This window comes from Burkholderia metallica, from assembly GCF_001718555.1.
In the GTDB taxonomy this organism is placed as follows: Bacteria; Pseudomonadota; Gammaproteobacteria; order Burkholderiales; family Burkholderiaceae; genus Burkholderia; species Burkholderia metallica.
Map to the genome: position 1 here is coordinate 1396227 of NZ_CP013403.1, position 24210 is coordinate 1420436.

18 protein-coding genes and 1 pseudogene are annotated in these 24210 nt (G+C 68.8%); 11 read left to right on the forward strand and 8 right to left on the reverse strand.

Annotated elements, in window-relative coordinates:
• The first annotated feature begins 193 nt into the window (after positions 1 to 193).
• Positions 194 to 1993, forward strand: coding sequence for a methyl-accepting chemotaxis protein (locus tag WJ16_RS25905; RefSeq protein WP_069259890.1), 1800 nt, complete (start codon positions 194 to 196; stop codon positions 1991 to 1993).
• Positions 1994 to 2038: 45 nt separating this feature from the next.
• Here the strand turns inward: WJ16_RS25905 and WJ16_RS25910 are convergent.
• A pseudogene (locus WJ16_RS25910) lies at positions 2039 to 3077 on the reverse strand (sigma-54 interaction domain-containing protein).
• A gap of 393 nt (positions 3078 to 3470) precedes the next feature.
• On the opposite strand from WJ16_RS25910, the gene WJ16_RS25915 reads away from it, so the two are divergent.
• The 3 genes from WJ16_RS25915 to WJ16_RS25925 all read left to right on the forward strand — a co-directional run bounded on the left by WJ16_RS25915 (position 3471) and on the right by WJ16_RS25925 (position 6745).
• Positions 3471 to 5474, forward strand: a complete 2004-nt coding sequence (locus tag WJ16_RS25915; RefSeq protein ID WP_069261136.1) for a hybrid sensor histidine kinase/response regulator — start codon at positions 3471 to 3473, stop codon at positions 5472 to 5474.
• 49 nt (positions 5475 to 5523) lie between these two features.
• Positions 5524 to 5910, forward strand: a complete 387-nt coding sequence (locus WJ16_RS25920; protein WP_069259892.1) for a BON domain-containing protein — start codon at positions 5524 to 5526, stop codon at positions 5908 to 5910.
• A 223-nt stretch (positions 5911 to 6133) separates the two neighbouring features.
• Positions 6134 to 6745: a DUF4142 domain-containing protein gene (locus WJ16_RS25925; RefSeq protein ID WP_069259893.1), complete on the forward strand. Its 612-nt coding sequence runs from the start codon at positions 6134 to 6136 to the stop codon at positions 6743 to 6745.
• 18 nt (positions 6746 to 6763) lie between these two features.
• Here WJ16_RS25925 and WJ16_RS25930 read toward each other — a convergent pair whose 3' ends face one another.
• From WJ16_RS25930 to WJ16_RS25940, 3 genes are all read right to left on the reverse strand, one after another.
• Positions 6764 to 7258, reverse strand: a complete 495-nt coding sequence (locus WJ16_RS25930) for a PRC-barrel domain-containing protein (protein WP_069259894.1) — start codon at positions 7256 to 7258, stop codon at positions 6764 to 6766.
• Between the two features lie 59 nt (positions 7259 to 7317).
• Complete coding sequence (locus WJ16_RS25935; RefSeq protein WP_069259895.1) at positions 7318 to 7749, reverse strand: CBS domain-containing protein; 432 nt, start codon at positions 7747 to 7749, stop codon at positions 7318 to 7320.
• Positions 7750 to 8085: 336 nt separating this feature from the next.
• Positions 8086 to 8334: a hypothetical protein gene (locus tag WJ16_RS25940; protein WP_069259896.1), complete on the reverse strand. Its 249-nt coding sequence runs from the start codon at positions 8332 to 8334 to the stop codon at positions 8086 to 8088.
• A gap of 754 nt (positions 8335 to 9088) precedes the next feature.
• Between WJ16_RS25940 and WJ16_RS25945 the strand changes: the two genes are divergently transcribed.
• The 4 genes from WJ16_RS25945 (at position 9089) to WJ16_RS25960 (ending at position 14572) form a co-directional block, all read left to right on the forward strand.
• Positions 9089 to 9400 carry an ATP-binding protein gene (locus WJ16_RS25945; protein ID WP_069259897.1) on the forward strand — a complete coding sequence of 104 codons (312 nt, stop codon included), beginning with the start codon at positions 9089 to 9091 and terminating at the stop codon, positions 9398 to 9400.
• Positions 9401 to 9605: 205 nt separating this feature from the next.
• On the forward strand, positions 9606 to 10484 hold the full coding sequence (locus WJ16_RS25950; RefSeq protein ID WP_069259898.1) for a MipA/OmpV family protein: 879 nt from the start codon (positions 9606 to 9608) through the stop codon (positions 10482 to 10484).
• A gap of 96 nt (positions 10485 to 10580) precedes the next feature.
• Positions 10581 to 12275: a VRR-NUC domain-containing protein gene (locus WJ16_RS25955; RefSeq protein ID WP_069259899.1), complete on the forward strand. Its 1695-nt coding sequence runs from the start codon at positions 10581 to 10583 to the stop codon at positions 12273 to 12275.
• Positions 12272 to 14572 carry an ATP-dependent DNA helicase gene (locus tag WJ16_RS25960; protein ID WP_069259900.1) on the forward strand — a complete coding sequence of 767 codons (2301 nt, stop codon included), beginning with the start codon at positions 12272 to 12274 and terminating at the stop codon, positions 14570 to 14572. The genes WJ16_RS25955 and WJ16_RS25960 overlap by 4 nt, the downstream gene beginning before the upstream one ends.
• A 60-nt stretch (positions 14573 to 14632) precedes the next feature.
• On the opposite strand, the gene WJ16_RS25965 is transcribed toward WJ16_RS25960, so the two are convergent.
• Positions 14633 to 15403 carry an IclR family transcriptional regulator domain-containing protein gene (locus WJ16_RS25965; RefSeq protein ID WP_069259901.1) on the reverse strand — a complete coding sequence of 257 codons (771 nt, stop codon included), beginning with the start codon at positions 15401 to 15403 and terminating at the stop codon, positions 14633 to 14635.
• Positions 15404 to 16080: 677 nt separating this feature from the next.
• On the opposite strand from WJ16_RS25965, the gene WJ16_RS25970 reads away from it, so the two are divergent.
• A complete protein-coding gene (locus WJ16_RS25970; RefSeq protein ID WP_069259902.1) occupies positions 16081 to 16686 on the forward strand; it encodes a hypothetical protein in 606 nt (201 codons plus the stop codon).
• A gap of 139 nt (positions 16687 to 16825) precedes the next feature.
• On the opposite strand, the gene WJ16_RS25975 is transcribed toward WJ16_RS25970, so the two are convergent.
• Together WJ16_RS25975 and shiA are read right to left on the reverse strand one after the other, a co-directional pair.
• Positions 16826 to 18127, reverse strand: coding sequence for a UDP-N-acetylglucosamine 1-carboxyvinyltransferase (locus tag WJ16_RS25975; RefSeq protein WP_069259903.1), 1302 nt, complete (start codon positions 18125 to 18127; stop codon positions 16826 to 16828).
• A 223-nt stretch (positions 18128 to 18350) separates the two neighbouring features.
• On the reverse strand, positions 18351 to 19658 hold the full coding sequence (shiA, locus tag WJ16_RS25980) for a shikimate transporter (RefSeq protein ID WP_069259904.1): 1308 nt from the start codon (positions 19656 to 19658) through the stop codon (positions 18351 to 18353).
• 357 nt (positions 19659 to 20015) lie between these two features.
• Here shiA and WJ16_RS25985 point away from each other — a divergent pair, with 357 nt between their 5' ends.
• Complete coding sequence (locus tag WJ16_RS25985) at positions 20016 to 21143, forward strand: 4-hydroxyphenylpyruvate dioxygenase family protein (protein WP_069259905.1); 1128 nt, start codon at positions 20016 to 20018, stop codon at positions 21141 to 21143.
• Positions 21144 to 21202: 59 nt separating this feature from the next.
• On the opposite strand, the gene WJ16_RS25990 is transcribed toward WJ16_RS25985, so the two are convergent.
• Positions 21203 to 22438 carry an NADH:flavin oxidoreductase gene (locus WJ16_RS25990; protein WP_069259906.1) on the reverse strand — a complete coding sequence of 412 codons (1236 nt, stop codon included), beginning with the start codon at positions 22436 to 22438 and terminating at the stop codon, positions 21203 to 21205.
• A 548-nt stretch (positions 22439 to 22986) separates the two neighbouring features.
• On the opposite strand from WJ16_RS25990, the gene WJ16_RS25995 reads away from it, so the two are divergent.
• Complete coding sequence (locus WJ16_RS25995) at positions 22987 to 24204, forward strand: DUF2252 family protein (protein WP_069261137.1); 1218 nt, start codon at positions 22987 to 22989, stop codon at positions 24202 to 24204.
• The last annotated feature ends 6 nt before the right edge of the window (positions 24205 to 24210 follow it).

Below are 24210 nucleotides of genomic sequence, written 5' to 3' on the forward strand. Positions count from 1 at the left end.
GCGGCGCGCGTGCCTGCGCCCGAGCCCCGTGCCGCACGGATGCGGCCATCCTGACGATTCCCTGACAACCGGCGTCGCGTTTCGTCATACCTTTCACTGAATTGTCACGGCAGCCTCAAGTAAGCGGCGTGAATGCCGTTTACCCGGTGAATTCGTCCACCGGGCGTTCGCGCTCCCTTACCGAGTCGTTGCCATGTTCTCGTCCATCCGCGCCCGCATTCTCGCCGCGTGCGTCGCCATCGTCGTATTCGCGCTCGTCGCCACCACGCTCATCAACTACTTCATCGCGCGCTCGTACAACGACGACGCGATCGACCGCAACCTGACCTCCGTCGCCAGCGGCCACGTGGTCGGGATCGCCGACTGGGTCGCCACCCGCAGCCGGATGATCGCGTCGTTGCAGGATGCCGCGCTCGCGCCCGATCCGCTGCCGGTGTTCAAGCAGATGGCCACGGCCGGCGGCTTCACGAACGTCTACGCGGGCTACGCCGACAAGACGTTCCATTTCTCCGACCCGACCGGGATTCCGTCCGACTACGACCCGACCGGCCGCCCGTGGTACAAGCAGGCCGCGCAGGCCGGCAAGCCGGTCGTCACGCCGCCTTACGTCGACGCCGGCACGGGTAACCTCGTCGTCACGTTCGCGGTGCCGATCCTGCGCGACGGCGCGCTGAAGGGCGTCGTCGCCGCCGACGTCGCGATGGACACCGTGATCGCGAACGTGAAGTCGATCCATCCGACGCCCGCGAGCTTCGGCATGTTGATCGACAGCACCGGCCACGTGGTCGCGCACCCGGACCCGAAGCTCACGCTGAAGCCGGTGGCCGACGTGTCGCCCGAACTCGGTGCGACGAACGGCGCGACGATCGCGGCCGCGACCGCGCCCGTCGAGGTGAGCGTCGGCGGCGACGCGAAGCTGGTGCGCGCGCGCCCCGTGCCGGGCACCGACTGGTACGCGCTGGTGCTGCTCGACAAGAACGACGCGACGGCCGGGATGCGCTCGCTGCTGACCGCGTCGCTGATCACGCTGCTCGTGATCGTCGGCGTTGCGTCGCTGATCATCGGCGCGATCACCGCGACCGCGTTCCGCCGCCTGTCGCAAGTGCGCCAGGCGATGGCCGCGATCGGCTCGGGCGCCGGCGACCTGACGCAGCGCCTGCCGGCCGACGGCCGCGACGAAGTGGCCGACATCGCCCGCTCGTTCAACAGCTTCGTCGACAAGCTGAACGACGTGATGCGCCAGATCCGCGATGCGAGCGAATCGGTGCGCACGGCCGCGAACGAGATCGCGGCGGGCAACCAGGACCTGTCGTCGCGCACCGAATCGGCGGCGGCGAGCCTCCAGCAAACGGCTGCGTCGATGGAAGAGATCACCGCGACCGTCGGCCAGTCGGCGGCGGCTGCCGGCCAGGCCGACGAGCGTGCGGCGGCCGCGTCGCGGATCGCGTCGCATGGCGGCGTGGTTGTGTCGGACGTCGTCGCGACGATGGAGAAGATCGAGGAAGCGTCGGGCCGGATCGGCGACATCATCGGCGTGATCGACGGGATCGCGTTCCAGACCAACATCCTCGCGCTGAACGCGGCCGTCGAAGCGGCGCGCGCGGGCGAGCAGGGCCGCGGCTTCGCGGTCGTCGCGCAGGAAGTGCGCAGCCTCGCGCAGCGCAGCGCGCAGGCCGCGCGCGAAGTGAAGGTGCTGGTCGAATCGACGGTCGCGAGCGTGTCGGCCGGGTCGGGCCAGGTGCGTCAGGCCGGCGACACGATGCGCGAGATCGTCTCCAACGTGTCGAACGTGACGACGATCATCTCCGAGATCACGCACGCGGCGAACGAGCAGACGCGCGGCATCCAGGAAGTGAATCGCGCGGTCACGCAGCTCGACGAAATGGTGCAGCAGAACGCGGCGCTCGTCGAACAGTCGACTGCCGCGGCGACCGCGCTGCAGTCGCAGGCGAATGCACTGGCGACGACGGTCGGGCGGTTCAAGGTCGCGTAACGGCGGCGCGCGTCGCGCGGCGGGCAGGAACGCCGGCCGCGCCGCTCACGAGCAGCCGTTCTCGCGCATCAGCGCGAGCCGGTTGTAGAGCGTTTTCAGGCTGATCCCGAGCGCTTTCGCGGCGCGCGGCTTGTTGCCGTCGAAGTGGTGCAGCGTCGCCGCGATGAAGCGCTGCTGCGCATGATGCAGCGTCGCGCCGAGCGGCAGCGCCATCGTGTTTTCCGACAGGCGCGCGCTCGGCATCGCCGGCTTCGGCAGCGTGACGTCGATGCTTTCGTCCGACAGGATGTACGCGCGCTCGATCGTGTTGTGCAGCTCGCGCACGTTGCCGGGCCACGAATACGCGCGCAGCGCCGCGATCGCCGCTTCGGTCAGCCGCTTGTGCGCGTGGTGCCGCGCGTTGAGCGCGTCGACGAACTCCAGCGCCATCGTCTCGACGTCGCCGTCGCGCTGGCGCAGCGGCGGCACGTACAGCGCAAACGCGGCGAGACGATAGAACAGATCTTCTCGCAGCCGGCCGTCGCGCACCGCGTCGGCCGGGTTGTGGCGCGTGGCCGACACGATGCGCACGTCGAGCGGAATCGGCTCGGTGCCGCCCACCCTGACGATCACGTTCGATTCGAGCGCGCGCAGCAGTTTGACCTGCAGCGGCGCGGGCATTTCCGCGATCTCGTCGAGCAGCAGCGTGCCGCCGCACGCGGCTTCGAAGAAACCTTCCCGCTGCGCGATCGCGCCGGTGAAGCTGCCTTTCTCGTGCCCGAACAACTGCGATTCCGCGATATCGGGCGGAATCGCGCCGCAGTTCACGGGCACGAACGGGCCGTCCCGCCGCGTGCTGAGATCGTGCAGCCGGCGCGCGACGATATCCTTGCCGACCCCGCTTTCGCCGGCAATCATCACGCTGGCGCGGGTAGGCGCAATTTTTTCGATGCGATCGAGCAATGTGCGCATCGCGGACGATTGGCCGGACAGCCGACGACCGTCTGCGCGCTGCTTTGCTCGGTTGGTGGTATCTCCCATTCGATGTCGGCGGGCCGTTTTGAAAATCGGCACCACGCGTTCCTGTGATTGCAATATTTATCATCGACAGCGAAACGACAGCGAAGGTGCCGCGAGATAGAAATTTCCAATCTGCACGTCGGGGACGGAAGGAACAGACCATCACGTTGCGGCGCGAATCGCGACCCTGCCGCGCGACTCACGCACGCGGCCGCATCGGTGCTTTTTTACAGTCATCCGATGAAAAAGCCGGTTACGTCCGTCGCGCATGGGGGCGGCTCGCGACGCGGGCCGCGACTCGACCGGCCGCAGTCCGCCCGGAGAGACACGTACGCAGGCGGCGGGAGCCGCCACGGCGCGCATCGGGCATGGCGCTTGCTGATGGCACCTTGCTCGCCCGGCACGCTCGACGGCAGGCTGGATGCTGGATACGCGGCATGTCGCCGTTAGACGGCAGCCGGTGCGCGGCAAGGATGCAATGAGAATACTGTCCCGTGATCTGTTGCGGCAGGGTGCATGGGTCGTGCTGGCCGTTGGGCTGGCGTCCGCGCTTCAGGCGTGGGCGGTTCACGTCGTCGGCGAGCACGCGCCGTTTGCGCCGCTGCCTTTCTACGCCGGTGTGGCGGCTGCCGCGTGGCTGACGTCGTTCGGCGGCGGCCTGGCCGCGATCGCCGCGAGCGTGGCCGTGATCGGCACGCTGTGGTGGCGCGATGTGTCGCCGGCCACGCTGCTCGTGCAGGCCGGTGCATTCGTCGCGATCGGCTTCGTCGAGTGCGTGCTCGTGGCGGCCGTTAAACCGCTGCTCGCGAACGATCGGCTGGGGGAAATCGACGACGACGACGGCGACGCCGCCTCGCACGAACCGCATCGCGAGCCGGCGCCGCTCGCACGCGAGCCCGCCGCCGTCCCGGACGACGGGCTGCTGCGCAGTGTGGTCGACGCATCGCCCGATGCGATCGTCGCGGTCGATGCCGCGCGCCGGATCACGAACTGGAATCCGTCCGCGCAACGGATCTTCGGCATCGCTCCCGCGCAGGCCATCGGACGCGACATCGCCGCGATGATCGCGCCGCGCTGGTTGCGGCGCCATCCGTTGCCCGCGTCGTTCGCGAGTCTGCGCGCAGCGGTCGGCCCGCTCGACGTGCTGTGCGTGCGGCCCGACGGCAGCCGCTTTCGCGCGACCGTCGCCGCGTCGCCGATCGTCGATGCGCAGGGCAACTGCACGGGCCTGTCGATGACGCTGCGCGAAGCGCGCGAACGCCGCCGCGACGAGCGGCTCAACCTGCGCTCGCTGCGCGGCGCGCGCGACGCACGTGCGCAGGCCGATACGGCGAACCGGCTGAAGGACGAGCTGCTGGCCACCGTATCGCACGAACTGCGTACGCCGCTGAACGTGATCTACGGCTGGGTCGAGGTTCTGCGCAACGTCAATGGTCAGGAGCTCGCGCAACAGGCGGTCGATGCGATCGATCGCAGCGCGCGTTCGTTGTCGCACATGGTGGCCGACCTGCTCGATGCGTCGTCGCTCGCGACGGGGCGGTTGCGCCTCGAGCGCGTGCCGGTCGATCTCGTGCGGATCGTGCGCGATGCCACGCGCGAACTCGACGCGACGGCGCGGGCGAGCGGGCTCGATCTGTCGTCCGAATACGAGATGCCGACCTGCGTGATTCCGGCAGACCGCGAGCGCGTGCGTCAGGTCCTGTCGAACCTGCTGTCGAATGCGATCAAGTTCACGCCGCCGGGCGGCCGCATCGTCGTGTCGCTGACGCGTGCGGGCGAGCGCGTGCGGCTGTCGGTCGCCGATACGGGGCAGGGGATCGCGCTGGAATACCTGCCGCACCTGTTCGACACGTTCAGCCGGCCCGGGCGCGCGATCGCGTCGCCGGAGCGCGGCCTCGGGCTCGGCCTGTCGATCGTGCGCAACATCGTGCAACTGCATGGCGGCGGAGTCGTCGCGACGAGCGCCGGCCCCGGGCGCGGGACGACCGTCACGGTCACGCTGCCGGCCGGCTGGGGCGCGGACGATCCGGCCGGGAACCGGATGCATCCGGCCGGCGTGCCCGGCACGGTATCGCTCGACGGCCAGCGCGTGCTCGTCGTCGACGACGACGCGACGTCGCGCGCGAGCCTCGCCGCGGCACTCGAAACGATGGGCGCGCAGGTGTTGACCGCGCAGTCGGGGCACGACGCGCTCGACGTGATGGAACGGCAGACGCCGAACGTCGTGCTGTCGGATCTCGCGATGCCGGACGGCGACGGCTTCTGGCTGCTCGACCGCATTCGTGATCTGCCGGGCGACGGCGGCCAACTGCCCGTCGTCGCGGTCACCGCGCACGCCGGCAATGCGGACCGGCACCGCGTGATGGCCGCCGGCTTCAACGGGTATCTGTGCAAGCCGGTGGACATGCCGACGCTCGCGAGCGTGATCGCCGATGTCGCACCGGATGTCGCGGACGTCCGGAAGAAAACCCGCCGTGGGTAGCGGCCGGCGCAGGCGCTCGCGCGGTTCGTCCACGAGAACAGGAGGCGCGATGAACGCAACGGAAAGGACGCAGTATGGCGACACGCGCGGCCGGCCGTCTGGCCCGGCCCGCATGCCGTCGGTCGTGTCGGCCGCGCTCATCGCGGTGCTGTCGTGCGCGTGGGTCGCCACACCGCGCGACGTATCGGCCGAGGAGGGCGTCGGCGCGAAGCTCGAACATCAGGCGTCGGCCGTCGGCGGGCAGATCCGCGATGCGGCGCTCGTCGCCGAACGCGGACTGGCATCCGACGACATCGACGTCCAGGTCCATCAACGCGTGGCCGAACTGACGGGCAGCGTGCCCGACGAACGGCAGCGTGCGACCGCGATTCGCGTGGCGCACGACATCGACGGCGTGAGCGGTGTGCGCGACAGGCTGCAGATCCGCCGGAAGTAACGGATGCGCGGGCTGGCACCGGGTTGATTGGCGCGCCGCTCGTCGGCGGCTAGGTGGGCGCGCACGTGACGTGGCGCACGACGATGCTCGCTGCCGGCGTGCTGTCGGTGGAGCATGCCAAGGGCGTTGAGTGCAAGGATGCGTGGACCGAATTCTTCACGTCGTCCCGTGTGAGGGCAGCCGGTACGCCCGGCCCGCTCCGTCGCGACATACGGAGGTGCGGATGAAAACGAATCGAACCCACCGGTCGGCGGCGATCGTGCTGACCGCGACCGTCGGCGCACTGGCCGTCGCGTTTCCGCCTGCACGGGCGGCGCCCGCTTCGTCGGCCCAGGTCGCACCGGGCGTCATTCGTCCGGGGACGACCGCCGACGAGGCCGGCATGACGCAGCGGCCGACCGGCATCGACGTCGAATTCGTCGACAAGGCCGGCATGCTCGGCAAGGTGGTGCAGCAGGCCAGCCAGCTCGCGCTCGAGCACTCGTCGAATCCGGACGTGAAGGGCTTCGCGCGCCGGATGGTCGACGATCAAGGCCGGATCGCGGGCGAACTGCGGCGGCTGGGCGCGGCCAAGGGCGTACCGGTGCAGTCGCGGATGCTCGTTGATCCGGGCGTGACCGCGCTGCGAACCCGGGACGGCCATGCGTTCGATACGGCCTATGTCGCGCTGGCCGGCCCGAATGCACACGAAGCGGCGCTCCGGCTGTACGAAGCCGAGGCGCGCGACGGCCGCGATCCGCAGCTTCGCGCGTTCGCGGCCGACACGTTGCCCGCGCTGAAAGCGCATCTGGCCGCCGCCCGGGAACTCGAACGGAAGGTGGCGGCTGCGCACTGACCGTCGGCGTTCGCGCCGCTACCGCTTGGCGTCTTCAGGGCCGCTGGGCGACGCTTCGTACGGCGGCGAGTCGAGCGCCGTTTCGCCTTCCTCGATCAGCCAGTACGGCGAACTGCCGTAGTACGCATGCAGCGCTTCGGCCCAGTCCGGATCGGCCATGGCCGGCCAGCGGCTCCGGTCGAAGCCGGGGGCTTCGCGCACGCGTTCGGTGGCGACGGGCAGCACGAAGCATTTGCGCGCGACGTCGAGCGCGAGCACGTTCCACGGCACCGCGAGCAGCTTGTCGCCGATGCCCCGCAGGCCGGCCGACGACACGACCGCATACGCGATCCGGCCTGAACGCACGTCGAGCATGATGCTGGCCACCTGGCCGATGTCGTCGCCGTCGATGGTCAGCACGCGATCGCCTTCGAGCGTGCGGGCGGCCATCACGTCGGGCCCCGGCCCGCCGCCGGTCTTGCGACGGTTGCCGACGATGCGCGCGTTCTCGCGCGGCGATCTGTCCGTTGTCATCGAACACCTCCTGGTCGACGCGCTACCCGGGCGGGCGACGCGACATGAACGGATGCCGGTCAGCGCCGGCGCGGCAGCGACACGTCCTCGAGCGTATTGGCCAGTTCGTCGCGCTCGGGGCCGCCCGCGCGGGTCGCGATGTCGCCGAGCGACACGATGCCGACGAGCCGCCGGTTGCGGTCGAGCACCGGCATCCGATGCAGTTGCACGTCGGCCATCCGTTGCTGGACCTCGCCGACGCCGTCGTCCTCGACGCACCATTGCACGGGCCTGGACGCGATCGTCTGCACGGGCGTATCGGGCGAATGGCCGTGCGACAGTCCGCGCACCGCGAGGTCGCGGTCGGTCACGATCGCGACGAGCTCGGCGCCGTCGCAAACGGGCAGCACGCCGATATCGAAGCGGCGCATCAATTCGGCCGCATGGCGAATCGTGTCGGTCGGCGCGACGCACACCACGTCGCGCGACATGATCTCGGTGACGCGATACATGAACGCCTCCTTCGTGAGCGGGACGAACCGGAAGCAGATCGCGTGCCGCGCGCATCCGGCGCGCGCCGGGCGTCCACCGCCGGGCGACGGAGAAATTTGCGCGCCCGCTTGTACATCTTCCACGGCGGCAGCCGCGCACAAGCGACGGCGTCAGTGGCCGACGCCCGTCATCGCGACGATCGCGAACACCACCGCGCTTTCGATCGCCGCCAGCGCCGCCACGCCGGCGGCGCCGCTGATTTCGTGCCATCTTCGTTCAAGGCGTTTCATCGGATCATCTCCGGATTGCTCCGGCGCGCCGCTGCGCCGCCGCGCAGGGCGGGCCGGGTGCCGCCGTCAGCCGTGATCGCGGGGCGGTGAAGGAACGTGCGGCGGGCGGCGTTCGTGCCCGCCGGACGGCTTGGCAGGGTCGATACGGGTCGCGCCGCCAACGGCGGGCGGGTCGCTGGCCGGAAACGTCTCTTCGAGCCCCTCGTCGATGCGTTCCTCCGTCTTGTCTTTGGACGGCGGGCGCGACGTGGCGAGCCGGAGCATGACGGCAGCCGATGACACGGCGTCGTGGCGGCCGGTGGCGAGATCGGTCATGGTCGAACCTCCCTGGGTCTGGGGACCAGGCGCAAGCGCCGTGCCGACGCGATGCCGGTGGCACGACGCCCGCACATCGGCGAAACCGCACGGGGCGCGGCACAGCATCGCGCGGCGGCGGGGTGGGCGAGAGGACATCTTGATGAACGCATCCAAGAAAAGAATACGTTACGACGCGATCGTATGCGGCGGCGATTTTTCGCGCGGGCGCGAATGCTTCGACACGTGGAAGCGCGAATCGCGGGTCTGTCGGCCCGGGCGGCGAATGTTCGACGACACGGACGAGGTACACGAGCTGAACGACACCGTCTGCGACGGCCCCAATCGCGCTCAGCGGGCGCTCGTCGCGGAATGCGAGCCGTCGGAACGGTTCTCGCATCGCGATGCGGTCGATCGCGGCGGGGCGCGCGATAGGGCGCGTGATGGCCGCATACGACGAAGAAGCGGCGACAGGGGCGGATCATCGCGGCCGGGGCGCAGGCACGCCGCTTGCGCGCGGAGGCCGCGCTATCGAGCGGCGCGCGCCGTCGCGCAGGAGAGACATGAAGACACCATTCACGCTGCACCGCCCCGAGCCGACGACTCCCGACGTCGAGCCGGACCCGCCGCCGCCCGGGCATGACGACCCGGTCGATCCGCCGGTGCCCGACGAGCCGCCCCAGGGCGACCCGCCGTCGCACCCGCCGCCGATACGGATGCCGGACGGCGGCCCGTCCCAACCCGCCGCGCGAACATTGAAAAAAGGAGGACCATCATGGACATTCACGTGCAATCGCCGGACAAGCGCGCGATCGCCCAGGTGCTGGGCCGCTATTTCGAATCGCGCTCGTTGCACTCTCACATCGAGGAACTGCCGGGCGGCGTGCTGCAGATCGGCTTTCGCGCGAGCGGCCGCCCGGTCGCCGTCACCGTTTCGTTCGACGATGCCGCGTACGACACCTATACGCACTGGGATGCGAGCCAGAAGCAGCTCGCGCTTGGACGGCTCGCCGAAGGTTTTTCGCGGATGATGTCGTCGCGCAGCCCGGCCGCGCTCGCCGGCGACTATCACGTCGAGCGATTCTGATTCCGCCACACTTCGCCGGCCGCTGCCGGCACACGGCAAAGTGCCCGCGTGTAGCGGGCGCTTTGCGTCTGTGCGCGGCTCGCGTAGGATATTCGTTAATTCAGCGCACGCTACGTTCGCGCCGCGGAGTGCCAACCGCTGCAGCCGAAAAGCGCGATGCGCTTTCCTTCAGATTCGTATCGCGCAACCGACGGGGATTCCCTTGATGACTGTTGCTCGCCCTTTGCTGTCGCCCGGCGCACGCCGGTTCCTGTCCGGTGTATCGGCATGCGCGGCGCTCGCCGCGGCCGGCGCCCGCGACGCGTCGGCCCAGACGCCTTCGCCGCTCGGCGAGTGGCAATACTCGGCCGGCGTGCCGCTCCGGAAGCTGTACGACCCGAACATCTCCACCTGGGATGTCAGCGTGGGTGCCGCGATGACGCTGCAGCCGCGCTATGCGGGCTCCGACCGTTATCGCGTGATGGGCGGCCCGAATGTCGACGTGCGCTATCGCGACCTGTTCTTCCTGTCGACGGGCGAGGGGCTCGGCGCGAACGTGCTGCGCGGGCAGAACTGGCGCGTGAGCCTGTCCGTCGGTTACGACCTCGGGCGCCGTTCCGCCGACGACGACCAGCACCTGCACGGCCTCGACAACATCAACGCGGCGCCGGTGATGAAGCTCGCGGCCGATTACGTGATCTCGAAGGATTTCCCGCTCGTGCTGCGCGCGGATATCCGTCGCAGCATCGGCGGCTCGAACGGCTGGGTCGGCGATTTCTCCGCGTACATGCCGCTGCCGGGCAGCAACGAACATTTCTTCTGGTTCGCGGGGCCGACCGTGTCGTTCGCCGATTCACGCTACATGAACAGCTGGTTCGGCGTGAATCAGGGGGCCGCCGCCCGTTCCGGGCTGCCGGCCTATTCGTCGGGAGCGGGGATGAAGTCGTACGGCGCGGGCGTGACGATGGCGTGGTTCGTGAACAAGCACTGGTTCGTCACGATCGACGGGGCGATCGAGCAACTGGTCGGCCGCGCCGCGCGCAGCCCGATCACACAGAAGTCGACCAACGGCGTGTTCGACATGTCGGTGAATTACCAGTTCTGATCGCGACCGGGCAGCAGGCGTCCGATGGGGCGTGCGGCATTTCCCGTCACATTTGATATGATTCCGACCTGTACAAATGTACAGTGATCGATCACCGTGACGCCTGCTTCGCCCACGCCCCCGGCGTTTTACTACCTGACCAATTTCGAACGCGCGCTGGCCTGGCTCGGCGAGCGTTACGACGACCTGTTCGACGCGCACGAGCATGCGTTCGTCCGGCAGTTCGCGACGCTGCCGCAAGTGTCGCGCGCGCTGCTCGTCCGGATGCTGATGCGCAACGGGTCCGACTTCCGCGCGAGCAAGCTCGTGTACGAAGAAATCGGCTGCGCGCTCGCCGCCGCTGCGCCGCTCGTCGAACTCGGCTGGGTCGATCCGGCACCCGCGCTGACGCTCGACGAGCTGTTCGCGCTGTCGACCAAGGCCGAGCTGCTGCGCATCTTCCCGGCGCTCGCCGCGCATGCGGGCGAGCGCAAACCCGAATGGCTCGAACGGCTGCGGCCCGCGCACGACGTCGCGCAACCGCTTCACGCGTGGTGTGCGCAGGCCGGCGACCGCGTGCTGCGCGTGACCATCGACGCGCTGTGCGACCGGCTGCGCCTGATGTTCTTCGGCAATCTGCATCAGGACTGGAGCGAATTCGTGCTCGCCGATCTCGGCGTGTTCCAGTACGAAAGCGTGCCGATCGCCCCGTCGTCGCGCGCGTTCCAGCAGCGCGGTGACGTCGACGCGTATCTTGCGCTGCAGACGTGCCGCGATGCGCTCGACGCATGGCCCGACGATCTGCCGTTCGACGATCTGGTGCGCGCGATCGACGCGGTCGGCTGCGCGCAGCCGTGGCTCGCGATGCGTCGCGCGAAGCTGCTGTTCGCACTCGGGCAGACGTGCGAACGCCGGGCCGACTGGGACGGCGCGCTCGACGCGTATGCGCGCAGCGCGTGGCCCGGCAGCCGCCATCGGCGCATCCGCGTGCTCGAACGCTGCGGGCGCCACGACGACGCGCTCGCGCTGGCGCTCGACGCACGCGGCGGTTTCGAGAGCGACGAGGAGCGCCAGCGTGTCGGGCGCATGCTGCCGCGCCTGCAGCGCCGGCTGGGGCAGCGTGTCGAACCTGCTGCGCCCGTGGCGGACGTGCCGCGCGAGACGCTCGTGATCGCGCGCCCCGATACGTTCGTCAGCGTCGAATTCGCGGTGCGCGACCATCTCGCGCAACCGGCGTCGCCGGTCCACTACGTCGAGAACACACTGATCAATTCGCTGTTCGGGCTGCTGTGCTGGGAGCCCGTGTTCGCCGCGGTGCCCGGTGCGTTCTTCCACCCGTTCCAGCGCGGCCCGGCCGACCTGTACGCGCCCGATTTCGCCGCGCGCCGTGCGGACGCGTTCGCCGCGTGCTTCGCGCAACTCGATTCGGGCGCCTATCGCGACACGATCCGCCGGCATTTCGCGACGAAGGCGGGCCTGCAATCGCCGTTCGTGTTCTGGGGCGTGCTGAGCGACGAACTGCTCGACGAGGCGCTCGCGTGCCTGCCGCCCGAGCATCTGCGGCTGTGGTTCACGCGCCTGCTCGCGGATATCCGCAGCAACCGTTCGGGACTGCCCGATCTCGTTCGCTTCTGGCCCCGCGAGCGCCGCTACGAGCTGGTCGAGGTGAAAGGCCCCGGCGACCGCCTGCAGGACAACCAGACCCGCTGGCTCGCGTACTGCGTCGCGCACGGCATTCCGGTGCGCGTGATCGACGTCGAGTGGGCCGGCGAAGGCGTCGTGCACGCCGAAGCGGCGGGACTGTCCGCATGAGCTACGTCGTCGCGGTGCGGGCGATGTGCGAGTTCACCGCGCGGCGCGGCGATCTCGACCTGCGCTTCACACCCGCGCCGACCGCGCTCGAAGGCATCGCCGGCCACGGTGCGGTCACGTCGAATCGAGGCGCACGCTACGAAACCGAGATCGCGCTCACGGGCACGTGGGGCACGCTCACCGTGCGCGGGCGTGCGGACGGCTACGATCCGGTCGCGAACCGCCTCGAGGAAATCAAGACCTATCGCGGCAGCCTCGATGCAATGCCGGACAACCACCGCGCGCTGCACTGGGCGCAGGCGAAGGTCTACGCGCACCTGATGTGCGAGGCGCGCGGCCTCCGGGAAATCGACGTCGCGCTCGTCTATTTCGACATCGTGTCCGAGCGCGAGACCGTGCTGACGCAAACGCTGGGGGCGGCCGAGCTCGCGGCGTTCTTCGCCGAGCAGTGTGCGTGCTTCGTCGGCTGGGCCGAGCGCGAGACGGCCCATCGCGCGGCGCGCGATGCGGCGCTGCGTGCGCTCGCGTTTCCGCACGGGCAGTTCCGCAGCGGCCAGCGCGAGCTGGCGGTGGCCGTCTATCGCGCGGCACGCGACGCGCGTTGCCTGATGGCGCAGGCGCCGACCGGTATCGGCAAGACGCTCGGCACCGTGTTTCCGCTGCTGAAGGCGTGCGGCGAGGGCGAGCTCGATCACGTGTACTTCCTGACCGCGAAAACGCCCGGCCGCGCACTCGCGCTCGAAGCCGCGACGACGCTCGGCGCCGGCACGCCCGCGCTGCCGCTGCGCGTGCTGGAACTCGTCGCGCGCGACAAGGCGTGCGAGCATCCGGAGAGCGCGTGCCATGGCGAATCGTGTCCGCTCGCGAAGGGTTTCTACGACCGGCTGCCGGCCGCGCGCGATGCGGCGATCGAGGCCGGGCTGCTCGCGCGCGATACCGTGCGCGCGGCGGCGCTTGCGCACGACGTCTGCCCGTACTACTTGTCGCAGGAGCTGGCGCGCTGGTCCGACATGGTGATCGGCGACTACAACTACTACTACGACGGCAGCGCGATGCTGCACACGCTCGCGCAGCAGAACCAGTGGCGCGTCGGCGTGCTCGTCGACGAAGCGCACAACCTGCTCGATCGCGCGCGCAAGATGTACAGCGCGTCGCTCGATCCGTTCGCGTTCGCGGCTGCGCGCGAGGCCGCGCCCGCCGCGCTGCGCAAGGCGTTCGACCGGCTCGCCCGCGCGTGGGGCACGGTCAATCGCGCGCAGGCCGCGCGCTATGCCGCGTACCCGGAGATACCGGGCCCGATCGTGTCGGCCGTGCAGAATCTCGTCGCGGCGATCGGCGAACACCTGACCGACGCGCCGCGCGCGAACGGCGACGCACTGCTGCGGTTTCATTTCGAGGCGATCCAGTTCGGCGTGCTGGCCGAAGCGTTCGACCGCGCATCGATCTTCGACGTCACGCTGCACGGCGAACCGATGCCGCGCCAGCCGGCGCTCGACGGCGTTGCGTCGGCCGGCCGCCGGCGCCGCGTCCAGTCGACGCTGTGCGTGCGCAACGTGATTCCGGCCGGCTTTCTCGCGTCGCGCTACGAAGCCGCCCGCGCGACCGTGCTGTTCTCGGGCACGCTCAGCCCGTTCCATTTCTACCGCGACACGCTCGGGTTGCCCGGCGACACGGGCTGGCTCGACGTCGACGGGCCGTTTCGCGCCGAGCAACTGACGGTGCGCGTCGCGAGCCACGTGTCGACGCGCTGGCGCGACCGCGACCGTTCGCTCGAACCGATCGTCGACCTGATCGCCGCGCAATACGCGACGCGTCCCGGCAACTACCTCGGCTTCCTGAGCAGCTTCGACTACCTGGGGCGCGTGGTCGCGCTGATGCAGACGCGGCATCCGGACGTGCCCGTGTGGGCGCAGGCGCCCGGGATGGCCGAAAGCGAGCGCGACGCGTTTCTCGCGCGCTTCGATGCGGGCGGGCGCGGCGTCGGCTTCGCGGTGCTGGGCGGTGCGTTCTCGGAAGGGGTGGACCTGGTCGGCGAGCGGCTGATCGGCGCGTTCATCGCGACGCTCGGGTTGCCGCAGGTCAACGACGTCAACGAGCAGATGCGGCAGACGATGGACGCGCGCTTCGGCAACGGCTACGACTACATGTACCTGTATCCGGGCTTGCAGAAGGTCGTGCAGGCGGCCGGGCGCGTGATCCGCACCGAGCACGACGAAGGCGTCGTGCATCTGATCGACGATCGTTACCGGCGGCGCGAAGTGCGCGATCTGCTGCCACGGTGGTGGCGGATCGGTTGAAGGTGACGGTGACGCTGCGCGGCCCGTGCCGGCGCGCGGCTTTCGCGTCGCCGCGCATCGCTACAGCACGTTGAGCATCGCGAGCGCGGCTTCCTGCAGGTGCGGCAGCACGCGCCGCACGGCCGCGTCGGTCGTCTCCGCGCCGATCGGCATGTTCGTGCTCAGCGCGGCGACCACTTCGCCGTGGCGATTCTTCAGCGGCACCGCGATCCCGCGCACGCCGACCTGCAATTGCTGTTCGATCGCCGCGAAACCGGCGTCGCGGGCGCGGTCGACCTGTTCGAGCAGGCGCGCCTTGTTGGTGATCGTGTGCGGCGTGAACGGCGGCAGTTCGGTGTCGTCGAGCCACGCGCGCACGGCTTCCCGATCGGGATGGTGGGCGAGCAGCACGACGCCCGGCGACGTCAGCGGCGCCGGCACGCGCGCGCCGAGCACGAAACCGGTCGTCATCACGCGCGACACGCCGTTGCGCGCGATGAACACGAGTTCCCAGCCATCCAGCACGCTCACGTACGCCGACTCGTTCAGCGATGCGCTCAATTGCTGCAGATAGGGCTGGACCGTGCGCGGCAGGCGCGCCGAATCGAAGTACGACCAGCCGACCCGCAGCACGCGCGGCGTGAGGCCGTACAGCTTGCCGTCCGTGTACACGTAGCCGAGCGATTCGAGCGTCAGCAGGTAGCGCCGCGCGGCGGTGCGCGTGAGGCCGGTGCGCGCGGCGGCCTGGGTCGGCGTCATGCGCGCGTGCTGGCTGTCGAACGCTTCGAGGATCGCCAGGCCTTTTTCGAGGCCGGCAATCCAGTCGCGTCGGTCGAGTTCGGGCTTTTTCATCGTCGGATGGGGCGTCGTGGTGTGCGGTAATCGTGCGGGAGTGAGCGATTATCGCGCGACTTTTCGGGCGACGGGGTGCACTGAGCCCGTAGGTCTGCCATTCGGCCAGCTTGGCAGATGACCTATACGATCGAAAATGCAGTTCCGACGGAGGCTGTATGCAGGTTGCAAAGTGGGATATCGTCGCCCATTCGCGGTACTCCGTAATGCACCGCGATTCATCCACGTACGTCACGCCCGACATGCGCGAAACATGCTCCGCTGCGAAGCTTCGCAGAAGGGCAAGCTGCTGCTGTTTCGTCTTTGTCAGATCGCCATGCTTGACGAAGAAGTGAGCGCTTTCCACGTAAGCCAATTGCTCGACGTTGCCGGTAAGGTAAGCGTCTATCCAGACTTCGCGTGTCGGCAGCGAGTCGAATTCAGGTTCCATGCGGTTAGAGGAAGGCAGGTGGCACGATCGATTCCGGATCGCAGTTCGGGGGCATTGTCGTTTCAAGTTTCCCGAAGCCGGGAATTGAAAATCGCAGACTCGGAAACAGGACGTTAGAATCCCCGGCTCGGTGAATTCGGGCAATTGGACGAGTACGAATCTGGTGCGAGCCGATTCCCGCCCCGCGCGGCTGTCCGTCAGGCGAACGCGACATCCGATCCGGCGCCGCCATCGACCGAAACTGGACATGAAAATTCGAGCATCCCTGTTTGTCGCGTACGTCGCGTTCGTACCGTTGCTGGCCGCAGCCAATCCTTCGGCGGACACGGTGTTGTCGCACCCGACCGTCGACGTCCGCGCCTGGCCGCGCATGGCGTCACCGGCATTCGGTTGTACGCTGGAAAAGACCTTCGGCTACCGTGACAAGCGTTTCAACTGCGCGCTGAAGCACTACAAGAACACCGGCGATGCGTGCAAGAACACGACGACTTACTACGAAGGCCCGGCGTTCCCCGATCGGCTCGCGGCAAGCGTGCATCCGCTCGCGACGAAGGTCTATCTCGACTGGGAGCAAGGCCGGCTGCAGATGGTCACCGTCACGCTCAAGGGCACGTGGAACGAAGCGGACGTGCGCAAGGCGTTCGGGCTGCCGCGCGCGGAAGGGCGCAAGCTGACCGACGCGGAACGGCGGATGGAGCCGGACAACCTGATGGACACGAGTGTCCAGTATCCGTCCCGCCCAACCGACGACAGCCTCGCGCGGCGGCCGAGCAATCCCGCACGCGGGACGACCGCGGTGATGCTTTACGGCTTCGACCACATGGGTGCGGGCGACGTCGATTGCGGGGAATGATGCTTCGCGGGTAGTACAGCCGGCCGAGCCGGCTGACGGGCGGGGGACGCCGATTGGCGGGCCGCCTGTCGAGGCGGCCGGAGGAAAGCGGAAGGAACGGAGGCGGTAGCGATGTCACGCGTACCGCCCCCGGGCAGCGTTACTCGCTGCTCGTCCATTCGACGTTCGCGCCGACCGAACGCAGGTTCTCGACGAAGTGCGGATGCGCGCGACGGATCGGCAGCGCGTTCATGATTTCCGAGCGGCCTTCGATACTCGCGGCCACCATCAGCAGCGCGATCGCGACGCGGATGATGTACGGGCTCTCGACGCGCGCCGGCGTCAATTGCAGCCCGCCGAACGTGATCAGCCGGTGCGGATCGGACAGCAGCACGTGCGCACCGAACTTCGACAGTTCGCCGGACCAGCCGAGCGCACCGTCGTAGACCTTGTTCCAGAACATCGCGCTGCCTTCCGCGCGCACGCCGAGCGCGATGAAGATCGGCAGCAGGTCGACCGGCAGGTACGGCCACGGCGCGGCTTCGACCTTGGTGAGAATGTTCTGCGTGAACGGCCGGCGCACGCGCAGCGGGCCGTCGCGTTCCGCGCGCGACCAGCCGTCGCGGTGCGTGATGTGGACGCCGAACTTCGCGAACGTGCGGTCGATCAGCGGGAAGTGTTCGGGCGACGAGTTGCGCACCGTGATGTCGCCGCCGGTGATCGCGCCGAGCGCGAGGAACGTCGCGATCTCGTGGAAATCCTCGGCGAAGCGGAACTCGCCGCCGCCGAGCTTGCGGCCGCCCGTCACGCACAGCCGCGACGTGCCGATACCCTCGATCGCGACGCCGATCATCGCGAGGAACTGGCAGAACTCCTGCACGTGCGGCTCGGACGCGGCGTTCATCAGCGTCGACGTGCCGTTCGCGGCCGTCGCGCACAGCGCGAAGTTCTCGGTGGTCGTCACCGACGCGTAGTCGAGCCAGTGGTCGTTGGCCGTCAGCGGGCCGTCGGTGCGCACGATCAGCGAATCGGGCGTGCGCTCGATGTGCGCGCCGAAGCGCTCGAACACCTCGACGTGCGGATCGATCTCGCGCACGCCGAGCGTGCAGCCCTTCACGTCGTTCTCGAGGCGCGCGACGCCGAAGCGTGCGAGCAGCGGCGGAATCAGCATGATCGACGAACGCATCGCTTCCGGCAGCCGGTGGACGGCCGGATCGAATCGGGTGTTGCGATGGTGGAGTTCGAGCAGGCCCGTCGTGAAGTCGACCGACACGTCGCTGCCGAGCGCGCGGAAGATGTCGAGGATCTTGCGTACGTCGGTGATGTCCGGCACGCCGACGAGGCGCAGCGGCTGATCGGTCAACAGGGTGGCGCACAGGATCGGCAGGACGGCGTTCTTGTTCGCGGACGGCTTGATGTCCCCGCGCAGCGGAGTGCCGCCGTGGACGATGAGATTCGACATGATATGGGGGCGTATCGGTGACTGACGTAGGCCCATATGATGCCATTGGTCGGCGGCTGGCGTGGAATGTTCGGAGGGGAAAAGGGGGAATCGGGGCGGGTAGCTGACGGTGTTTGACGTTGCGCTCGCGAGGCGGCGGGGCCATTGCCTGCCGCCTGCCGCGATCGGCCCGTGTGCGATGGCCGGCCGAAGGCCGGACCGGCCATCCGGCCAGGTCAGGTTGTTACCGCGCCGCGCGCATCCGCGCGGCGACCGCCAGCGAAATCAGGCAGCCCACCATGAGATAACCGGCGACGAGGTGCCACGAGCCGCCTGCCACGCTGACGAGGCCGACCGCGATGAACGGCGTGAACCCGCCGCCGACCACGCTCGCGAACTGGTAGCCGACGCCCGCGCCGCTATAGCGGTATTCGGCGCCGAACAGCTCGGTGAACAGCGGCTGCTGGACGCTTACGACCATGTCGTGCGCAGCGTTCGCCAGCAGGATCGAGAAGATCACGATCCACGCGATCGACCGCGCTTCCAGCGCGAGGAAGAACGGCACCGCCGACGCGACGCCGATCAGCGCGCCGATCAGGTAGATACGGCGCAGGCCGTAGCGGTCGGCCAGCCATGCGAAACACGGGATCGTTACGCAGCTCACCGCGCCCACCAGCAGACCGACGTTCAGGAACAGGTCGCGCGACATGCCGAGGTTCGTCGTCGAATAGCTGAGCGCGAACGCGGTGACGATGTACATCGTGAACAGTTCGGCAAGGCGCAACGCAACGATCAGCAGGAATGCCTTCGGATGGCGCGTCAGCGCTTCCAGCACCGGCAGGCGCAGCTTGCGGTTGCCGTGCTCGACCTTCTCGACGAATTCCTGCGATTCGTCCATGTTCTTGCGCACCCACAGCCCGATCAGCACCAGCACGATGCTGAACACGAACGGCAGGCGCCAGCCCCACGACTTGAACGCGGCCTCGCCGAGCGTGTGACTCAGGATCGACACGATGCCCGTGGCCAGCACGAGGCCGACGCCGTAGCCGACCTGCACGCCGCTGCTGTAGAACGCCTTCTTTTGCTTCGGCGCGCTTTCGACGGCCATCAGCGCCGCGCCGCCCCATTCGCCGCCGACCGCGAAACCCTGGATCGCGCGCATCAGCACCAGCAGCACGGGCGCCCACCAGCCGATCGTCGCGAACGTCGGCAGCAAGCCGATCGCGACCGTCGACAGCCCCATCAGCATCACGGTCAGCACCAGCATCCGCTTGCGGCCGAGCCGGTCGCCGTAGTGGCCGAACACGACACCGCCGAGCGGCCGGAACAGGAAACCGACGCCGAACGTCGCGAACGCCGCGAGCGTGCCCATCGTCGGGCTGACTTTCGGGAAGAATTCGGAATTGAAGACCAGCGCGGCGACGATTCCGTACAGCAGGAAGTCGTACCAGTCGACGACGGCGCCGACGAAGCTGCCGATCGCGGCCTTGCGAGCCTGGCTGCGGATGCGGGCACGCTGCGCGGCATCGAGGGTGTCGAAGGTTGGGGTCATGGCGATGTCTCCTGGCACGGCGCATCGAGGAATCGTGGCGGCGCCGCGTCCGATGCTGCATTGAAGTCGATGAGTGAACGGAGAATAGGGCGCGCGCCGCACGGCGGCAATTGGCCAATCGGACAGAGTGCGCGATTATCGTTCAAGTTCGTGCGATTATCGAACGATTTCCGGGTTTGCACTAGGCGGCGTGACGATATCCCGTTTGGCCAGGGTGTGCCGCCGTGAACGATTTGGTTAAAATCTGCAGCATTGAAAACTCGCCCGTCCGGGGCGGATGCACGGTCGCCACCCCGGCCGCGCATCCCGCATGCGACGGGCGCCGTCCCCATCGACCGCATGCCTCCGGAGACTGGAATGCCCGGCAATTCCCACCCCCTGTCCAGCGATACGCCGCCCGTTGCCGATCCGGTTGCCAATCCGCTCGGGATGGCCGGCCTCGAATTCGTCGAATTCGCGGCGCCCGTGCCGGAAGCGCTCGCGCAGCGCTTCGAGCAGTTCGGGTTCAAGGCGATCGCGCGGCACGTCAGCAAGAACGTCACGCTCTACCGGCAAGGGCAGATGCATTTCCTGATCAACGCCGAGCCCGATTCGTTCGCCGCGCGCTACGCGGAGGAATACGGGATGGGCGTGTGCGCGATCGGGCTGCGCGTGGCTAGCGCCCGGCGCGCGTTCGAGCGGGCGATCGAGCTCGGCGCGTGGGCATTCGAGGGCGAGAAGGTGGGGGTCGGCGAGCTGAAGATCCCGGCGATCCAGGGCATCGGCGATTCGCACCTCTATTTCGTCGACCGCTGGCGCGGGCGCGGCGGCCAACGCGGCGGCGTCGGCGACATCTCGATCTTCGACATCGATTTCCGGCCGATCGACATCGCGACCGCGCATACCGATCTGGACTGCGTGGGTGTCGGGCTGCAGCAGGTCGATCATTTCACGCAGACGGTCGGTGCGGGGCGCATGCAGGAGTGGCTGGATTTCTACCACGACCTGCTGCATTTTCGCGAGATCCACGAAATCGACGCGCACTGGCACGTGTCGGAAGAGTCGCGCGTGATGGTGTCGCCGTGCGGCGCGGTGCGGATTCCGGTCTACGAGGAAGGCACGCGTCGCACCCAGCTGATGCACGCGTACTTGCCCGACCATCCGGGCGAGGGCGTGCAGCACGTCGCGCTGGCTACCGACGACATCCTGTCCTGCGTCGATGCGCTGCGTGCGAACGGCGTCGAGTTCATCGAGCCGCCGGCCCGCTATTACGACGACGTCGACGCGCGGCTGCCCGGGCACGGCGTGGATCTCGACGCGCTGCGCCGGCGCGCGGTGCTGGTCGACGGCGAGGTCGGCAAAGACGGCGTGCCGCGCCTGTTCTTTCAGACCTTCGTCAAGCGCCGTCCCGGCGAGATCTTCTTCGAAATCGTGCAGCGCAAGGGGCACCACGGGTTCGGCGAAGGGAATCTCGCCGCGCTCGCCCGCGCACGCGACGCCGGCTGAACCGCGCGGGCGCCGGCGCCCGCATCAGGCGTCATGCGTGACACGTGTCACGCCGAGCCTCATGCGCCCGCGGCCGGCACGCGGTTCGGCGCGGGGTCGTTCGGCTCGCGCAGCACGCACGCGGTGCCGCCCGGCGTGTACATCGACACGACACAGCGGTTGCACGACGTGCAGCCCGAGCGCGCGAGCCGGCCGTCGCGCAGCCCGTTGACGAAATCCGGCTCGAACACGAGCGCGCGGGCGAGCGCGACCGCGTCGAACCCTTCGCGCATCGCCAGCTCGACGTTTTCGCGCGAACGTACGCCGCCGAGGTAGGCGAGCGGCATCCGGACGGCCGCGCGCACCTTCTTCGCGTGCTCGAGGAAATACATCTCGCGAAACGCGCCCATTTTCGGCTCGGTGAGCTTTTGCAGCGCCATCGCTGCGCGCACGATCGCGTTGTCGGCGTTCGCGCGCGCGTCGCCGGGCAACGGGCTGCCGAACAACTGCCACACCGATTCGACGTTCATCCCGCCGCTGAGCACGAGCAGGTGCGCGCCTTCGGCTTCGAGTCGCCGCGCGGTTTCGCATGCGTCGTCGGCCGTGGCGCCGCCGCGTACGCCTTCGGTCACGCCGATCTTGCAGACGACGGCGAGGTCGCGGCCCACCGCATCGAGCACGCGGCGCAGCACGTCGACCGGGAACGCGGCACGCCGCGCCGCATTTCCGCCGTACGCATCGCGGCGGCGGTTGTACAGCGGCGACAGGAACTGGCTGAGAAGATAACCGTGCCCCATGTGGATCTCGACCGCGTCGAAGCCCGCGTTGCGCGCATGGCGTGCGGCCTGCGCGAATTCGTCGGCAACGGCCGACATCTGATCGCGCGTCATCGCCTGCTTCAGAAAGCGGCCGCTCATCACGCCGACCTTGTTGAAGCCGCCCGATGCACTCAACGGCCGTCGGGTCGACAGCGACGGCAGGAACGTGAAGCAGCCGCCGTGCGTGATCTGCGCGGATGCGGCGGCGCCGTGCTGATGGACGGCATCGGTCAGCGCGCGGAACTGGCGAACCGTCGGCACGTCGAGCCGCGCCTGGTCGACGAACGTGCGGCCGTCGTCGCTGATCGCGCAGTACGCGACGGTCGTCAGCGCGGCGCCGCCTTCCGCAATGCGTTCGTGGAAGCGCACGAGCGCGCGCGACGGCACGCCGTTCGGCGTCATGCCCTCGTTGGTGGCGGACTTGATCAAGCGGTTGCGCAGCGTCAGCGGGCCGATCTGCAACGGGCTGAACGCGGTGGACGGTTCGGTGGGTTCCATGTCGGGCGGGCGTCGGGAATGGGCATGGCGCTCATTGTGCGCAACCCGCATCGCCGCGCATCGTCCAGGTGGATGGCCCGCCCGCGTGCGGCCGGCGGCCCCGCGCGGCGCCTGGGGTTGACGGGTGCGTCCGTTGCCGTGTCACACTGCGGCCATGCGCGAACATCGCTACCCGCCGGTCGATCCGTTCGCTTACGGGCGCCTTTCGGTTGCGCGGCCGGCCCCACGACGGACTTCTGCTGGACGGAAAACAGCGACTCGACCGCCTCGCATGGATCGAACCTGTCCCGACCAAGTCCAGACTGGCCGTCCCGATCCACGGCTGCCGCGACATCGGCAGCCAGGCGATCGCGCCGCAAGCCCATCATCGGCGTTGGCCGGCGAGCCGCGTTGCCATTGTGGTGATCATCGCGATCGTCGAAACCGAAGGGCACGGCGGCCCGCGGCATGCCTGCATACGCGATGCGGCCTGTTTGCGCGCACGCCTCGCCGACGGGCATCGCGACGAAGCGACAAGCCGCCCACCACAAGAACATTTGGAGAACCGCATGACCAGCCCGTCGCGATCGAAGCAAAAGCGCCTGCCGAAACCCACCGAGCGCCAGGCGATCCTCACAGCACTGCGCCGCCGGAAGATGGCGCGTTCGCCGCACGCGTACGTGCGCGGCAATACGGCCCGGTTCTACGAATGGCTCGTCGAAACCAACGGCAGCGCGCTGCCGCACGGGCCGTCGATCTGGATCTGCGGCGATTGTCATACCGGGAACCTCGGCCCGGTTGCGAACAGTGAAGGGAAGATCGACGTGCAGATCCGGGATCTCGACCAGACGGTCGTCGGCAATCCCGTTCACGACCTGATCCGTCTCGGGCTTTCGCTGGCGACGGCGGCGCGCGGGTCCGCGCTGGCGGGCCTGACGATCGTGCACATGATGGAGGCGATGACGGCCGGTTATGCGTCGGCATTCGGCGGCCGCAGCGCGAAGCTGCCCGGGCGCCCCGAACCGGTCCACCTCGTGATGAAGCAGGCCATGCGCCGCTCGTGGCGGCAGCTCGCCGTCGAACGGATCGAAGGGCTCGCGCCGACGATTCCGCTCGGCCGCCGCTTCTGGCCGCTCGGCGCGAAGGAAGCGCGTGCGATCGGCAAGCTGTTCGACGACGACGCGATCGCGACACTCGCCACGAGCCTCAAGGGCCGCAACGACACGGGCCGGGTCGACGTGCTCGACGCGGCGTACTGGGTGAAAGGCTGCAGTTCGCTCGGGCGGCTGCGGTATGCGGTGCTGCTCGATATCGACGGCGACGTGAGCGACGGCGACGACCTGTGCCTGATGGACATCAAGGAGGGCGTGACGGCGGCCGCGCCGCGCGACGAAACGGCCGCGATGCCGCGCGACAACGCCGAACGCGTCGTGGAGGGCGCGCGGCATCTGTCGCCCGCGCTCGGCGAGCGGATGCGGGCCGCGCGCCTGCTCGATCGCGCGGTCGTGATTCGCGAACTGCTGCCGCAGGACCTGAAGCTCGACATCGACCTGCTCGCCGAGGACGATGCACGCGACGTCGCGCGCTATCTCGGCGCTGTAGTCGGCGCCGCCCACGCGCGCCAGATGGACAAACCGACGCGCGCGGCCTGGCGCGCCGAACTCGGCCGCAACCGCCCGAAGACGATCGACGCGCCGATGTGGCTGTGGAACAGCATCGTCCAGCTCGTGAGCAGCCACGAAGCGGGGTATCTCGAACATTGCCGGCGCTTCGCCGCGGGCGAGTAGCCTGAC